The following is a 14,859-nucleotide window of genomic DNA, read 5'->3' on the forward strand; positions in this document are numbered from 1 at the left end:
TGACGGGACGACTAGTGGGTACGGACGCGACGCGAGCAGCTGAAGATGTGCTCCCGGGTCCGGGTGGCGATGCCGAGCGGCAGGTCGATCGACTCGACCGGGAACATGTCCTGTTCGACGATGGCGAAGATGTCGGGGTCGATGTCGCTGACCGCCTCGATGATCGGCGCCAGGTCGGGCACCCCCTTCGGGGGCTCGACCATCACGCCCATCGCGACGGCGTCGCCGAAGGGCACGTCGTTCTTCAGGACCGTGAAGCGGAGGTCGGAGTCGACCTGCTTGAGGTGCAGGTAGCCGATCCGGTCGGGATGGGTCTCGACGAGGCGGACGGCGTCGCCGCCGTAGTACGCGAAGTGGCCGGTGTCGAGGCAGAGGTTCGTGTAGCGGGCGTCGGTCTCGGCCAGGAACCGCTCGGTCTCCTGGTGGGTGCCCACGTGGCTGTCGGCGTGGGTGTGGAACTGCTGCTTCACCCCGAACTCCTCGAGCAGCGCCTTGCCGAGCTTGTCGTGGCCGGAGCCGAGCGCCGTCCACTGGTCGTCGGTGAGGGTGCGTGCCTCCAGGACCTCGCTGGTGGCGTCGCTGCGCCAGAGGTCGGGGATGACGACGAGGTGCTCGGCGCCGAGCGCCGAGGCCAGCCCCGCGACGGCGAGGGCCTGGTCCCAGGCGCGCTGCCACTGGTCGTCGCCCTTGTGGAAGCCGGTGAAGACCGTCCCGGCCGAGAGCTTGAGGCCGCGCTGGCCGAGTTCGTCCTCGAGCTGGTGGGGGTCGGTGGGGAGGTAGCCGTACGGGCCGAGCTCGATCCACCGGTAGCCGGCCTGCTGCACCTCGTCGAGGAACCGCGGCCACGGGATCTGGCTGGGGTGCTCCGGGAACCACACCCCCCACGAGTCGGGGGCTGTGCCGATGCGCAGCCCCCGGTCGGTCGTCGCGGAGGGGGTCTCGACGGGTGTGGCGTCGGGATCGGTGACGGTGTCGGTCATGGCGGCGGTGCCTTTCGTGAGCGTGTCGTGAGGTCGAGGGGAGGGAGTCAGCCGAGGAGCGGACGCTGGGCCGACCGGTGCTCCCGGTAGTCGGCGAGGGCCGCCTCGGTGGCGTCGAGGGTGGAGACCTGGGCGACGGGGACGTCCCACCAGCCCTCGCCGTCGGGGGCGTAGACGAGGGGGTCGCTGTTGATGTGGATGAGGGTGGTCGTGGGCGACGCCTTGGCCGCGGCCAGCGCGGCGGTCAGGTCGGCGACGGCGTTCTCGGTGGGCTGCACCTCGATGACGTCGACCCCGTAGCTGCGGGCGTTCATCGCCAGGTCGACCGGGAGGACCTCGCTGCCCTGGAAGTCGAGGGAGTCGGGGTCGAGCCTGCGGTACAGGGTGCCGAAGCGGTCGGCGCCGACCGTCTCGGACAGGTGGCCGATCGAGGCGTAGCCGTGGTTCTGGATGAGCACGACGATGATCTTCACGCCCTCGGCGACGGCGGTGACGAGCTCGGTGTGGAGCATGAGGTAGGAGCCGTCGCCGACCATGACGATGACGTCGCGATCAGGGGCGCCCCGCTTGACGCCGAGGCCGCCGGCGATCTCGTAGCCCATGCACGAGAACGCGTACTCGACGTGGTAGCCCAGCGGGTCGCGGACGCGCCAGAGCTTGTGCAGGTCGCCGGGGAGCGACCCCGCCGCCTGGACGACGACGTCGGTGGGGTCGCTGGCGGCCTGGACCGCGCCGATGATCTCGGGCTGGCCGGGCAGGGCGAGACCGGACGGCAGGAACGCCTCGTCGACCAGGTCGTCCCACGCGGCCTTCTCGGCGGCGACGCGCGTCGCGTGCTCGGCGGGGACCGTGTGCTCCGCGAGGGCTGCGCCGAGGGCGTCGATCGCCTCGCGGGCGTCGGCCACGACGGGCAGCTGGGAGCCGTGCTTGTAGGCGTCGAAGGAGGCGATGTTGACGTTCACGAACTGCACGCCCGCCTCCTGGAAGGCTGTTCGGGAGGCGGTGGTGAAGTCGCTGTAGCGCGTGCCGATGCCGATGACGACGTCCGCCTCGGCCGCGATGCGGTTCGCGGCGGTCGTGCCGGTGGCGCCGATGCCGCCGAGGTACTGGGGGTGGTCCCAGGCGAGCGCGCCTCCCCCGGCCTGCGTGGTCCCGACGGGGATCCCCGTCGACCGGGCGAGGGCGTCGAGCTGCTGCTCGGCGCCGGAGTAGAGCACTCCCCCGCCGGCGACGATGACGGGGCGCTTCGCGGACCGGACGGCGGCGACGGCTCGCTCGAGCGGCCCGCGCTCGGGGACTGGGCGACGGACGTGCCACTCCCGCGGCTGCAGGAACTCCTCGGGGACGTCGAGCCACTCGGCCTGGACGTCCTCCGGGAGGGCGATCGTGACGGCCCCGGTCTCGGCAGGGTCGGTCAGCACCCTCATGGCGGCGAGGGCGATCGAGAACAGCTGCTCCGGCCGGTCGACACGGTCGAAGAAGCGCGACAGTGGCCGGAACGCGTCGGTCACCTGCAGGGAGGTGTCGTGCGGCATCTCGATCTGCTGCAGCACGGGGTCGCTGACCCGTGTCGCGAAGGTGTCGCTCGGCAGCAGCAGCGCGGGGAGGCGGTTGGTCGTCGCCAGGGCCGCTGCGGTGAGCATGTTGGCGGCGCCGGGGCCGACGGAGGTGGTGCTCGCGTAGGTGGCGCGCCTCCGGTGCATCCGGGCGTAGCCGACGGCCTCGTGGACCATGGCCTGCTCGTTGCGAGCCTGCAGGTACGGCATCAGGCCGGGGCGGTCGACGTGGTACTGCTTCAGGGCCTGGCCGACGCCGGCGACGTTGCCGTGGCCGAAGATGCCGAACATGCCGGGGATCGTGCGTTCCCGCACGTCGCCGTCGACGGTCCACTGGGCGGCCAGGAACTCGACCAGTGCCTGGCCGACGGTGAGTCGCTTCGTCGTCACGGGCGGGGTCCTTTCGGTGCTGCTGAGGGGAGGTAGGGAAGGCGCGGGTCCGGGTCCTGCGACTCCCACTGGGTGCGCACCCAGCCGTGGGCGGGGTCGTCGGTGATGAGCCACGCACGCTCGGGGTCGGGGCCGGCCATGACGTTGAGGTAGTACAGGTCGTACCCGGGGGCGGCGACGGCCGGGCCGTGGTAGCCGAAGGGCACGAGGGCGACGTCGCCGGTGCGGACGAGCTGGTCCACCTGGATCTGCCCGGCAGGCGAGCCGTAGGTGGCGAACATGCCGAACGGGTCGGCCTGGCCGGGGGCGGCGAGGCCACGGCTGACGGCGGACTCGAAGTAGTAGATCTCCTCGAGCCGGGACTCCGTCCCGGGCACCGACTCGTCGTGCTTGTGCGGCGGGTACGACGACCAGTTCTCGGCCGGGGTCACCACTTCGCAGACGATCAACTTCTGGGCGTGCAGGCCCGCCGGTGTCCCGAAGTTGTGCACCTGTCGGGTGGAGCGGCCCGCGCCCCTGATCTCGACGGGGATGTCGGCGGCACGCAGCACCTGCACGTCGAGCACCTGGTCGGCGGGCGCCTCGGCGACCGCGACGCGACCCGATCCGGTGAGGCGCGCCTCCGTGCCGACCCCGAGGTAGACGACGTCGGCCGGCCCCTCGAAGACGGAGGGCCGCCCGGCGAGCTCGACCGTCCCCGAGCCGCCTCGCTCGTCGCTCCACTCGACGACGACGTCGCCGGTCAGCGGCACGACCATGCGCTCCACCTGCCGTGGGGCCAGCCGCAGCTCGGCACCGTCGACGAGCTCCCCGACGCGCAGGCCGGTGTGCTGCCAGCCGTCGAGCTCGCCGTCGACCACGGTCTGCCAGTCGTCGTGGGCCAGGTCGCCGCGGGGGAAGAACCAGCGCGTCTCGTCGTCCATGTCGTCCACCGGTCAGTTCTGGGGGAACCCGAGGTCGACGCCGCCGTGGCTCGGGTCGAGCCAGCGCGACGTGATCGCCTTCTCGCGGGTGAAGAACTCGAAGCCCTGCATCCCGTAGGCCTTGTCGGAGCCGAAGATGCTGTCCTTGAAGCCGCCGAACGAGTAGTAGGCGACGGGCACGGGGATGGGCACGTTGATGCCGATCATCCCGACCTCGATCTCGGCCTGGAAGCGCCGCGCCGCGCCTCCGTCGTTGGTGAAGATCGCGGTGCCGTTGCCGTACGCGCCCGCGTTGATGAGCGCGACGCCCTCCTCGTAGGAGGCGACCCTCACGACGGAGAGGACGGGCCCGAAGATCTCCTCCGTGTAGACGCGGCTGGTCAGGGGCACCTGGTCGATCAGGGTGGGGCCGAGCCAGAAGCCGTCGGCCTCGCCGTCGACCTCGACGCCGCGGCCGTCGACGACGACGACGGCGCCGTCCTCGAGGGCGACGTCGATGTAGCTCGCGACCTTGTCGCGGTGCTGCTCGGTGACCAGGGGGCCCATGTCGCAGCTCCGTCGGCCGTCGCCGACCGTGAGGCCGGCCATGCGCTCGGTGATCTTCTCGATCAGCTCGTCGGCGACGGGCTCCACCGCGACGACGACGCTGATCGCCATGCAGCGTTCGCCCGCCGACCCGAAACCGGCGTTGATGGCGCTGTCGGCGACGAGGTCGAGGTCCGCGTCGGGCAGCACGAGCATGTGGTTCTTCGCGCCGCCGAGCGCCTGGACGCGCTTGCCGTGCTGGGCGGCGGTCTCGTAGATGTACTGCGCGATCGGGGTGGACCCGACGAACGAGATGCTCTTGACCTCGGGGTGGGTGAGCAGTCCGTCGACGGCTTCCTTGTCGCCGTGGAGGACGTTGAACACGCCCTCGGGCAGACCGGCCTCGGCGAAGAGGCGGGCGAGGAACATCGCGCTGGACGGGTCCTTCTCGCTGGGCTTGAGGACGACGGTGTTCCCGACGGCGATCGCGATGGGGAAGAACCACATCGGCACCATCGCGGGGAAGTTGAACGGGCTGATGATCCCGACGACGCCGAGGGGCGCCTTCGTCGAGTAGACGTCGACCCCGGTTGAGACCTGCTGGGAGAACTCGCCCTTGATCAGGTGCGGGAACCCCGTCGCCAGCTCGACGACCTCGAGTCCGCGCGTGATCTCGCCGAGGGCGTCGCTGAGCACCTTGCCGTGCTCGGACGTCAGGATCTCGGCGAGCTCGCCCTTGCGCTCGTTGAGCAGCTCACGGAAGCGGAACATGATCTGCTGCCGCTTCGTGATCGACAGATCGCGCCAGGCGGGGAAGGCCCGGGCGGCGGAGGCGACGGCAGCGTCGATCTCGGACTGGTCGGCGAGCGAGACGTCCTTCGTGACGACGCCGAGGGCGGGGTCGTACACGGGGGCGGTGCGGCCGCTCGTGCCGGGCACCTCCGCGTTGTCGATCCAGTGCGCGACGAGGGGGCGGCCGTCGGCGGCGACGGTGCCGGCGGCGGACGTGGTGCTGGTGGTGGTGGTCATGGTGGTTCCGTTCCGGATCTCGAGAGGAGGCGCGGTCAGCGTCGGGCGGGCTCGGCCGTGTGCACGAGGCCGGCGGCCACGTCGACGGCCGCGGCGACGTCGCCGTCGCCGGGGTAGAGCAGGGTGCGTCCGACGACGAGGCCGCGGACCCCGGGGAGGGCGAGGGCGTCGCCCCAGCGGGCGTAGGTCTCGTCGGGGTGGCCGGTGGGGTCGCCCCCGAGCAGGAGGGTCGGCAGCGTCGTCGACGCCATCACCCGCTCCATCTCGTCGACGACGGGCAGCTTCAGCCAGCTGTAGGCCGACGACTCCCCCAGGCCGGACGCGACGGCGACGGACTTGATGACGGCGTCGGCGGTGAGGTCGTTGACGACCCGTCCGTCGCGCCGGTCGCTCATGAACGGCTCGAGCATGATCGGGAGGCGCAGCGCCGCGGACTCCGTGACGGCGCGGGCGGTCGCCTCGAGCGTCGCCGCGGTGCCCGGGTCGCCGAGGCCGATGCGCACGAGCAGCTTCGCGAAGTCGAGTCCCGCGGCCGCGATCGACGCCGCCGAGTAGGCGGTGAAGCGGTCGTCGAGCTCGAACGAGGCGCCCTGCAGGCCGCCCCGGTTCATGCTGCCGACGACGACCTTGCCGTCCAGTGCACCGAGCAGGGCGAGGTCCTCGACGATGTCCGGCGTGCCGAGGACTCCGTCCACGCCCGGTCGACCGAGGGCCACGACGAGGCGGCGGAGGAGGTCGTACCGGTCGGCCATCGCGGTCGCGTCGGCTCGGACGCCCAGGGCGCCCCGTGCCGGGTGGTCGGCCGCGACGATGAAGAGCTTGCCGTCACGCTCGAGCGGCCGGCGGCGCGTGCGCGAGGCGAGGACCTCGCTGAGACGCTCCGGCTCGGTCGCCCGGATCTCCCGGAGACGGTCGAACTGCGGGGCGGTGACCGCCTCGTCGACGCTGGTGGTCTGCTCAGGCACGGTGCGCCTCCTCGAGGACGGCCTCGACCTCCGCGGTCGTCGGCATGGCGGTGGAGCACTCGAAGCGGGTGGCGACGATGCCGCCGGCCGCGTTCGCGAAGCGGAGGGTTCGGTCGAGCGACCAGCCCTCGAGCAGGCCGTGGCAGAGGGCGCCGCCGAAGCCGTCGCCGGAGCCGAGGCCGTTGATGACCTCGACGAGGTGCGCGGGCACCTCCACCCGCTCGTCGCGGGTCTTGGCCAGCACGCCCTTCGGCCCCTGCTTCACGACGGCGAGCTCGACGCCCCGCTCGAGCAGCGCGTCGGCGGCCCGATCGGGATCGGTCTCGCCGACGGCGACCTCGCACTCCTCGCGGTTGCCGACGGCGACCGTGACGTGCTCGAGGGCGCGCTCGACCTCGCGGTGGGCGACCTCGGGGCTGCTCCAGAACATCGGTCGGTAGTCGAGGTCGAGGATCGTCAGCGGCCGACGGGCCCGGGTCTGCCAGGCGACGTGGTGCGCCTGGCGGCTCGGCTCCTCGCTGAGGCCGGTGACGGTCGCCCAGAAGACCCCTGCCTGCTCGATGGCGGCGAGGTCCAGCGTGCCCGCGCTGATCATCAGGTCAGGGGCCTTCGGCTGGCGGTAGAAGTAGAGCGGGAAGTCGTCGGGCGGGAAGATCTCGCAGAACGTCACGGGCGTGGCCAGGCCCTCGACCGTGGAGATCAGTCGGGTCGAGACGCCGAGCCTCTCCAGCTCCTGGACCGCGTAGCGGCCGAACGGGTCGTTGCCCGTCCGCGTCAGGACTGCTGCTCGGCGGCCGTACCGCGCGGCCGCGACGGCCACGTTGGTGGCGCTGCCCCCGACGGACTTGCTGAACGTCTCGACCTGCTCGAGGGGCACGCCGGACTGCTGCGGGTAGATGTCGACGCCGATGCGGCCCATGGTGAGGACGTCGAGCGGGCTCGTGCTGTTCTCGGTGGTCACTTGGCGTCCTTCACGACGTAGATGGCTCCGGTGCTGAAGTCCTCCTCGAGCTGCTCGAGCGAGCGCCCGTTCGTCTCGGGCACCCGGGTGGCGGCGAAGACGAGGGAGGCGGCGTTCAGCACCGCGAAGATGAAGAACGTCGTCGAGATGCCGATGCCCGCCACGAGGATGGGGAACAGCAGGCTGACGGCGAAGTTGGTCAGCCAGAGGATGAGCACGGTGAGGCCCATCCCGACGCCGCGCAGCTTCAGCGGGAAGATCTCGGAGAGCATCAGCCAGACCAGCGGCCCGATGGTGCCCTGCATGGTGCCGACGAAGCAGATGACGAAGATCAGCACGACGATCGCGCGCCCGAGGCCCTCGGGGATGAGGAGCGACGACAGGCCGATCAGCAGGTGGAAGACGGTCACGCCGGCGAAGCCGAACATGAGCATGTTGCGTCGGCCGACCTTGTTGATCACGCGCAGGGCGACGAGCATCGCGACGACCGCGATGACGCCGGCCCCGACGTTGGCGATGAGGGCACCGCTCTGGGAGAAGCCGGACTGCTGGAGCACCTGGGTGCCGTAGTACATGATCGAGTTGATGCCGGTGAGCTGCTGGGCGATGGCCAGCCCGATCCCGATGAACAGGATCTTGCGGAGCCAGGGCTCCGCCACGAGGTCGGCGAGACGGGCGCTCTTGGCCTCCTTCTCCTCCGCGGCGAGGAGGCGGACCTCGGCCATCTCGGCGACGGCCCGGTCGTCGGCACGGATCTGCTTGAGCACGGCGAGAGCGTCGTCGTCACGGCCCTTGGCGATGAGCCAGCGCGGGCTCTCGGGGACCCGGAACATGCCGACGAAGAGGGCGATGGCGGGCAGGACGGCGACGGAGAGCATGTACCGCCACACGTTGTCGTGCTCACCCCAGACGCTGCCGATGACGGCGTTGATGGTGAAGGCGGCCAGCTGGCCCGAGACGATCATGAGTTCGTTGCGGCTGACGAGCCCGCCGCGCTGCTCGGTCGGCGCGAGCTCGGCGAGGAAGACCGGGACGGTGACCGATGCCCCACCGACCGCGATGCCGAGGAAGAACCGTGCTCCCGTCAGGAACTCCCAGGTCGGGGCGAGCACGCAGGCCAGGGCGGCGAAGAAGAAGAGGATCGCGAGGGTGTTGATCGTGGGCTTGCGCCCGAACGCGTCGGAGACGCGGCCGATGAAGAACGCGCCGACCGCGGCGCCGACGAGGATGGCCGAGACCATGATCCCCTCGCTGGCGGGGGTCAGCCCGAGGCTCTCCTCCATCGAGTCGAGGGCACCGTTGATGACGCCGGTGTCGTAGCCGAAGAGGAGACCGCCGAAGGTGGCGATGACCGCTACCGTCCCCAGTCTCTTCGTGTGCGGCCCTGAGACCAGGGCGGGGAGCGCCGTCCGAGGGCTGCTCCCTGACGTGTTGGTGACCACGAGTCCTCCGTTGGTAGTGGTTGCTCTCCCCAGCTTCGTCGCTGCGGGGCCGCCCTGGACCTCGACGACGTGATGAGACTACGCATGTCCGTATGTCCTGTCAATGTTCACGGAGGCGAGACGAGCGTCTCGGGCGGACACGTCCTGGAGAACCCGGGTCATGGCCAGTCTGGCGAGCAGCACCGACACTGGACAGGCGTCGGGGAGGCGGTCTGAGCGGGGCGCGCGGAGCTCGGTCGTCAGCCCGCGTGTCCCTTCGCCGCCACGAGGCTCGCGTGCTCACGGCCACGGTCGGCCGGACGAGCACCGGGACGGGGAGCGGTCCTGCCGAGCAGGGCACGTCCCTCTCGAGTCACGTGCCCCTGGAGGGCGACGCCCGGAGCGTTCTCCGCGAGACATCGTGGCCTCAGCGCGGACGAGCTCCTCAGCGACCTCGTGACGAGGGCGGGAGTCGTGGTGGTGCCCCTGGAGGGACTCGAACCCCCAACCCTTTCCTTAGGACGGAACTGCTCTTCCATTGAGCTACAGAGGCTGACCCGGCGAGTCTACCGAACCCGCGCCCGCGCCTACGCGGCCGCGAGGAACGCGTCCCACTCCTCCTGCGGCCGCTCGACCCCGCGCACGACCCAGCCGACGCCGTGCGGCGCCTTCGGCTGCCAGCGCAGCGACCAGCCCATCTCGGCCGGCGTCCGGTCGCTCTTGACGTTGTTGCAGCGCAGGCAGCAGGCGACGAGGTTCTCCCAGCTGTCGGCGCCGCCGCGCGACCGCGGCTGCACGTGGTCGATGGTCGACGCCGTGGCGCCGCAGTAGGCGCAGCGGTGGGCGTCGCGCCGCAGCACTCCGCGCCGCGACACCGGCACCGACCGCGAGTGCGGGATCTTCACGTAGCGCGTCAGCACGATCACCGACGGGCGGTCGTAGGCGAAGCCGGTGCTGACCACGGGGTGCTCGGCGTCGGCGGCCAGCACCGTCGCCTTCTGGGTCATGACGAGCACGAGGGCTCGTCGGAACGAGACGACCGCGAGGGGCTCGTAACCGGCGTTGAGGACGAGAGTGCGCATGCTTTCCCTTTCGAAGCACCCTGGACGGCTTCCAGGGATTCGACTGCCCTCGGTGAGAGCTGGGCCAGCAGTCCGCAGACGAGAAGAGCACCGTCACGCGTGACGGTGCTCTGGTCATCGGGCGGGGTGTCGTATGTGCTCGCTCGACGACGCACCCATGGTGCGGGCGGCGGTCGAACGGCTCATGTGACGCTCCTGGTCTCAGCAGTGCTCCGAGAGCGCCAGGTTAACCCGCGAGAGCCGCCCTGCCTAGAGGCGGGGCGGCTCTTCACAGTCCGTTCACGAGCGCGGGAGGCGCGGTGCGGGAGGCGCGGGTCGGCTCAGACCCCGAAGCGCACGTAGTGCACGGCGCTCGTCCACAGCGGGCGGACGCTGACCGAGCCGCCGGGCTTCGGCGCGTCGAGGATCATCCCGTTGCCGGCGTAGAAGCCGTCGTGCGACCCGTCGTTGAAGATGACGACGTCGCCGGGCTGGGCCTCGGAGGCCGAGATCGGCGTGCCGAGAGCGCCCTGCGCGGTCACCGAGTGCGGCATCGAGATGCCGTACTGCGCGTAGACGAACATGACGAAGCCCGAGCAGTCGAACCCGGCCGGGGTCGCGCCGCCGAAGACGTAGGGCGTGCCGACGTACTGCAGCGCCGTCTGGTAGACGTTCGCGAGGCTGAACGCGCCGGGGGTCGCGGTCGTGCCCGTGGCGGTCGAGGTCGCCGTGGCGGCCGTGCCCGAGCCGGAGAGGTACTCCGACGCGGTGGGGCCGGTGTAGCTGTCGTAGGACGCGGCGAGCTGGGCCCGCTCGGCCTCGCGCTGCGAGGCGAGGGCCACCGCGGCGGCCGCGGCGTCGAGCGACTCCTGCGAGGTGGCGGTGTAGCCGTCGCGCGACGCGTCGGCGGCGGCGACCGTGGCGTCGACCGCGACGGTCTGGCCGTCGGCCTGGCGCGACGCCGACTCGGCGGCGGCCTCGCTCGAGCCGGTCGAGGCCGGCGCCGTCTGGGCGAAGGCCGGCAGGGCCATCGTGCCGAACAGGCCGGCGGTGAGCGTCATGACGGCGGCCGTCGCGACGGTCCGCTTGCCTCGCGACCGGCGGGTCGGTCGAGCGGCGGCGGCCTCGGCGGCCGCTGCCGCGAGGGCGGCGGCACGGACGGAGGAGCGCGTCGGGAGGTCGGCTCGGGTCGGGAGAGCGCTGCGGGGCGTGAGGTCGGTGCGGGTCTGGAGGTCGGTGCGGGGAGTGCGGAGGGCGTCGGGTGCGCCTCCGGGCTGGGTGGGCTCGGTGAGGGTCAAGAGGGCGGGTCTCCTGCGTCTCGACAACCCTAGGGAAGTTGCCCCATCCGTTCGTCAGTTCACGACAAGCGACAGGAGACGGGTGCACGAGACGTCCTGCCACGGGCCTCCACGCCGGCTTCCTGGCGCGGGGACTCAGCGACCATACCCGAGGGAGGCGGTGAAATCATCCTCGAGGAGGACTTTTGTAACGAATCGGTAAAGGACCGATGTGCCCGCCGTACGCCTCCTGGGAGCCGGCCGGGCGCCTCCCCCGGCTAGGCCGTGACGTAGATGTGCTGCGCGACCTCGGTCGGCAGCTCGAGGCCCTCGTCGTGGCCCTCGACGCGGACGAGCACGTAGGTGCCCGACTTCGTCACCGTGGCGACGCCGCCCGGGGTGACGCCCGCGTCGTGCAGCTGCTGCAGCAGCTCGGGCTCGAACTGCACCGGCTCGGCGAGGCGACGCACGGGTCGTGTGACGCCCTCGGGGTTCTCGGCGAGCACCGAGACGAGGTTGACGACGCCGTCGAGGAACCGCCCGGCCGGCGAGTCGCCGAGCTCGTCGAGCCCGGGGATGGGGTTGCCGTAGGGCGACTCGGTGGGGTGGTGGAGCATCTCGAGCAGACGGCGCTCGACCTGCTCGCTCATGACGTGCTCCCACCGGCAGGCCTCGTCGTGCACGTAGGCCCAGTCGAGCCCGATCACGTCGGCGAGCAGGCGCTCGGCCAGGCGGTGCTTGCGCATCACGTGGGTGGCCTTGCTGCGCCCCTCGGTCGTGAGCTCGAGGTGGCGGTCGCCGGAGACGACGACGAGCCCGTCGCGCTCCATGCGGGCGATGGTCTGCGAGACCGTCGGGCCGGAGTGGCCGAGTCGCTCGGAGATGCGCGCCCGGAGCGGCACGATGCCCTCTTCTTCGAGGTCGAGGATCGTGCGGAGGTACATCTCTGTGGTGTCGACGAGATCGGTCAACGGGGCCTCCCCAGGTGATGCGCGGACAACGTCGCAAGCTTACCCGGCCCGACGGGGAGCCTCGCGCGCCCCACTACGATCGACCCATGGCGGACATCTCCATTCCCACAGACCTGCTCCCCACCGACGGCCGCTTCGGCTGCGGCCCCTCGAAGATCCGCGGCGCTCAGCTCGAGCACCTCGTGACGGCCGGGGCCTCCCTGCTCGGCACGTCGCACCGCCAGGCCCCGGTCAAGCAGCTCGTGGGCCGCGTGCGCGCGGGCCTCGCCGAGCTCTTCGACCTGCCCGACGGCTACGAGGTCGTGCTCGGCAACGGCGGCTCGACCGCCTTCTGGGACGCCGCGGCGTTCGGCCTCGTCGAGCGCCGGGCCGAGAACCTCACGTTCGGCGAGTTCGGCTCGAAGTTCGCCGCCGCGACGGCGACGCCGTGGCTCGAGGCCCCGCACGTCGTCCGCGCCGAGCCCGGCTCGCGCGCCGAGGTCGAGGTGCTCGAGGGCGTCGACGTCTACGCCTGGCCGCACAACGAGACGTCGACCGGCGTCATGGCGCCCGTCACCCGGGTCGCCGGCGACGCGGGGGCCCTCACCGTCGTCGACGCCACCAGCGCGGCCGGCGGCGTCGACTTCGACGCCTCGCAGGCCGACGTCTACTACTTCGCGCCGCAGAAGAACTTCGCCTCCGACGGCGGCCTCTGGCTGGCGCTCTTCTCGCCGGCGGCGATCGAGCGCGTCGAGCGCATCGCCGCGAGCGGCCGCTACGTGCCCGAGTTCCTCAGCCTGAAGAACGCGATCGACAACTCGCGCCTCGACCAGACCCTGAACACCCCCGCCCTCACGACCCTGCTGCTCCTCGAGGACCAGACCCGCTGGATCCTCGACAACGGCGGCCTCGCCTGGGCCGACGCCCGCACCCGCGAGTCGTCGTCGGCGCTGTACGACTGGGCCACCGCCTCCGAGTACACCACGCCCTTCGTCGTCGACCCGTCGCACCGTTCGCAGGTCGTCGCGACGATCGACTTCGCCGAGTCGATCGACGCCGCCGCCGTGGCCGCGGCGCTGCGCGCCAACGGCATCGTCGACACCGAGCCGTACCGCAAGCTCGGCCGCAACCAGCTCCGCGTCGCGACGTTCACGGCCATCGAGCCCGACGACGTGCGCCAGCTGATCCGCTCGATCGAGCACGTGGTCGGCGCCCTCTAGGCCCCACCTCGCCGAGACCGCGAGACGCCCCCGTCACCGAGAGGTGGCGGGGGCGTCGTCGTGGGCCCAGGGCCCGAGGAGTCGCGGGTCGGGTCGACCGGGTCAGCGGCGGCGACGTCGACGGCGCGGCGAGCTCTCCTCGCGGGGCGCCGCGTCGGAGTCGGAGTCGTCGTCCGAGTCGTCGGAGTCGGAGTCGTCGTCGTCGTCGGAGTCGTCGTCCGAACGGTCGTGCGAGTCGAGCCCGTCGATGTCGACGCCGTCGACGTCGCCGCCGTGCACGACCGCCTGGGGCTCGTCATCGTCGGAGTCGTCGTCGTCCGAGTCGTCGTCGTCCGAGTCGTCGTCGTCGTCGTCCGAGTCGTCGTCGTCGTCCGAGTCGTCATCGTCGTCCGAGTCTTCGTCAGACTCGTCGTCGTCGTCCGACTCGTCGTCCTCGTCCTCGTCGTCCTCGTCCTCGTCGGACTCGTCGTCCGCCCCCTGGGCGGCGAGGCGGTCGGCCCACGGCACCCACTCGGGCGCGACGAGGGCGTCGTCGCCGGGCAGCAGCTCGACCTCGAGCACGGTGGACTCCTGGCCCTCGACCTGCGCGACGCTGACCGTCCAGGCCCAGCCCGGGTAGCCGGGCAGCAGGGTGGCGAAGCGCACGCTGACGACGCCGTCGACCTCGTCGACCGGCTCGAGCTCGGCACCGATGGTGTCGGGCGGGGTGATCTCGGTGAGCGCCCGGCGAGCGAGCTCGGCGTGGGCCGACCCGGTCGGCTGCGCGGCGGCGTCAGACATCGAACGAGTCCGCGACGGTGCGGAGCAGCACGGCGATGCGGGCGCCGTTCTGCGGGTAGCGGCCGTGCCGCAGGTCGCCGCCGGCCTTGTCGAGCACCTTCACGAGGTCCTCGACGATGACGGCCATGTCGTCGGCGGAGCGACGGTTCATCTTGGCGAGGCTCGGGGCGGTCTCGAGCACCCGGACGGAGAGGGCCTGGGCACCGCGCTTGCCGTCGGCGATGCCGAACTCGAGCCGGGTGCCGGCCTTGACGCCCACGGTGCCGGCGGGCAGGGCCGACGCGTGCAGGAACACCTCGGCGCCGTCATCGCTGGTGATGAAGCCGAAGCCCTTCTCGTCGTCGTAGAACTTGACCTTGCCGGTGGGCATGACGTGACTCCTCGTCGGGGGTTGGTGTCGGTGCTCGGTGGGGGTGCGCGGCCTCGGCCGCGGCTCCCGGGGGCTCCACCGCCCGGGTCTGCCGGACGGAGACCTCAGCTTAGGGCGCGCTCTCCGAGCACGCCCCACTATCCTGTGCACGTGGCAGAGATCAAAGACCCGACCGTGTCCGGCGGCGTCCATCGTACTGAACGCGTCCTGGTCTCCATGATCGCCGCCGTCGTGGGGCTCTCCGTGCTGGCCTTCCTGGCCCGCATCGTCGGCACCCTCGTCGGCGTCTCCAACTACACGGCGGGCGTCTGGCCCGCGGTGACCGTCCTGCCGCTGGTCGGCTTCCCCATCGCGATCCTGCTCATCATCGCCTTCGTCGTGGCCACCGTCGTCCGACGCGGTCGAGAGACCCGAGGCACCACACGCTAGCCGCAGCCGACGGCTGCGCGCC

General features: G+C 71.5%; 14 protein-coding genes and 1 tRNA gene. 2 read left to right on the forward strand and 13 right to left on the reverse strand.

Annotated features, from left to right (window positions below; genetic code table 11):
* Positions 1-11: 11 nt before the first annotated feature.
* From F1C15_RS06200 to F1C15_RS06250, 11 genes are all read right to left on the reverse strand, one after another.
* Complete coding sequence (locus F1C15_RS06200) at positions 12-980, reverse strand: sugar phosphate isomerase/epimerase (RefSeq protein WP_185233629.1); 969 nt, start codon at positions 978-980, stop codon at positions 12-14.
* Positions 981-1,027: 47 nt separating this feature from the next.
* On the reverse strand, positions 1,028-2,926 hold the full coding sequence (iolD, locus tag F1C15_RS06205; RefSeq protein WP_185233630.1) for a 3D-(3,5/4)-trihydroxycyclohexane-1,2-dione acylhydrolase (decyclizing): 1,899 nt from the start codon (positions 2,924-2,926) through the stop codon (positions 1,028-1,030).
* Complete coding sequence (gene iolB, locus F1C15_RS06210) at positions 2,923-3,849, reverse strand: 5-deoxy-glucuronate isomerase (RefSeq protein WP_185234125.1); 927 nt, start codon at positions 3,847-3,849, stop codon at positions 2,923-2,925. Before iolB ends, iolD begins: the two co-directional genes overlap by 4 nt.
* A gap of 12 nt (positions 3,850-3,861) precedes the next feature.
* The gene (locus tag F1C15_RS06215; protein ID WP_185233631.1) at positions 3,862-5,403 is read right to left on the reverse strand and encodes a CoA-acylating methylmalonate-semialdehyde dehydrogenase; all 1,542 of its coding nucleotides are present in this window, start codon (positions 5,401-5,403) and stop codon (positions 3,862-3,864) included.
* A gap of 35 nt (positions 5,404-5,438) precedes the next feature.
* Positions 5,439-6,368, reverse strand: coding sequence for a deoxyribose-phosphate aldolase (locus F1C15_RS06220; protein ID WP_185233632.1), 930 nt, complete (start codon positions 6,366-6,368; stop codon positions 5,439-5,441).
* The gene (gene iolC, locus F1C15_RS06225; protein ID WP_185234127.1) at positions 6,361-7,287 is read right to left on the reverse strand and encodes a 5-dehydro-2-deoxygluconokinase; all 927 of its coding nucleotides are present in this window, start codon (positions 7,285-7,287) and stop codon (positions 6,361-6,363) included. Before iolC ends, F1C15_RS06220 begins: the two co-directional genes overlap by 8 nt.
* Before the next feature lie 38 nt (positions 7,288-7,325).
* Positions 7,326-8,771, reverse strand: coding sequence for a sugar porter family MFS transporter (locus F1C15_RS06230; protein WP_185233633.1), 1,446 nt, complete (start codon positions 8,769-8,771; stop codon positions 7,326-7,328).
* A gap of 457 nt (positions 8,772-9,228) precedes the next feature.
* Positions 9,229-9,303: transfer RNA gene (locus F1C15_RS06235), tRNA-Arg, on the reverse strand.
* Between the two features lie 34 nt (positions 9,304-9,337).
* Complete coding sequence (locus F1C15_RS06240; protein WP_056056958.1) at positions 9,338-9,832, reverse strand: HNH endonuclease; 495 nt, start codon at positions 9,830-9,832, stop codon at positions 9,338-9,340.
* Positions 9,833-10,152: 320 nt separating this feature from the next.
* A complete protein-coding gene (locus F1C15_RS06245; RefSeq protein WP_167260107.1) occupies positions 10,153-11,109 on the reverse strand; it encodes a C40 family peptidase in 957 nt (318 codons plus the stop codon).
* 257 nt (positions 11,110-11,366) lie between these two features.
* Positions 11,367-12,059 carry a metal-dependent transcriptional regulator gene (locus tag F1C15_RS06250; protein ID WP_185233635.1) on the reverse strand — a complete coding sequence of 231 codons (693 nt, stop codon included), beginning with the start codon at positions 12,057-12,059 and terminating at the stop codon, positions 11,367-11,369.
* Positions 12,060-12,145: 86 nt separating this feature from the next.
* Between F1C15_RS06250 and serC the strand changes: the two genes are divergently transcribed.
* A complete protein-coding gene (gene serC, locus F1C15_RS06255) occupies positions 12,146-13,258 on the forward strand; it encodes a phosphoserine transaminase (protein WP_185233637.1) in 1,113 nt (370 codons plus the stop codon).
* 102 nt (positions 13,259-13,360) lie between these two features.
* Here the strand turns inward: serC and F1C15_RS06260 are convergent, their stop codons facing one another.
* Together F1C15_RS06260 and F1C15_RS06265 are read right to left on the reverse strand one after the other, a co-directional pair.
* Positions 13,361-14,038, reverse strand: coding sequence for a DUF3027 domain-containing protein (locus F1C15_RS06260; protein ID WP_185233639.1), 678 nt, complete (start codon positions 14,036-14,038; stop codon positions 13,361-13,363).
* Complete coding sequence (locus F1C15_RS06265; protein ID WP_185233641.1) at positions 14,031-14,408, reverse strand: cold-shock protein; 378 nt, start codon at positions 14,406-14,408, stop codon at positions 14,031-14,033. Before F1C15_RS06265 ends, F1C15_RS06260 begins: the two co-directional genes overlap by 8 nt.
* A 150-nt stretch (positions 14,409-14,558) precedes the next feature.
* On the opposite strand from F1C15_RS06265, the gene F1C15_RS06270 reads away from it, so the two are divergent.
* On the forward strand, positions 14,559-14,837 hold the full coding sequence (locus F1C15_RS06270) for a hypothetical protein (RefSeq protein WP_185233643.1): 279 nt from the start codon (positions 14,559-14,561) through the stop codon (positions 14,835-14,837).
* Positions 14,838-14,859 lie beyond the last annotated feature (22 nt).

Source organism: Frigoribacterium sp. NBH87, assembly GCF_014217665.1.
In the GTDB taxonomy this organism is placed as follows: Bacteria; Actinomycetota; Actinomycetes; order Actinomycetales; family Microbacteriaceae; genus Frigoribacterium; species Frigoribacterium endophyticum.

What these genes read in the sequence shown, in the direction of transcription:
- F1C15_RS06265 (WP_185233641.1), bottom strand. Translation starts at nt 14,408, where the DNA reads ATGCCCACCGGCAAGGTCAAGTTCTACGACGACGAGAAGGGCTTCGGC.
- F1C15_RS06260 (WP_185233639.1), bottom strand. Translation starts at nt 14,038, where the DNA reads ATGTCTGACGCCGCCGCGCAGCCGACCGGGTCGGCCCACGCCGAGCTC.
- serC (WP_185233637.1), top strand. Translation starts at nt 12,146, where the DNA reads ATGGCGGACATCTCCATTCCCACAGACCTGCTCCCCACCGACGGCCGC.
- F1C15_RS06200 (WP_185233629.1), bottom strand. Translation starts at nt 980, where the DNA reads ATGACCGACACCGTCACCGATCCCGACGCCACACCCGTCGAGACCCCC.
- iolB (WP_185234125.1), bottom strand. Translation starts at nt 3,849, where the DNA reads ATGGACGACGAGACGCGCTGGTTCTTCCCCCGCGGCGACCTGGCCCAC.
- F1C15_RS06215 (WP_185233631.1), bottom strand. Translation starts at nt 5,403, where the DNA reads ATGACCACCACCACCAGCACCACGTCCGCCGCCGGCACCGTCGCCGCC.
- iolC (WP_185234127.1), bottom strand. Translation starts at nt 7,287, where the DNA reads ATGGGCCGCATCGGCGTCGACATCTACCCGCAGCAGTCCGGCGTGCCC.
- F1C15_RS06240 (WP_056056958.1), bottom strand. Translation starts at nt 9,832, where the DNA reads ATGCGCACTCTCGTCCTCAACGCCGGTTACGAGCCCCTCGCGGTCGTC.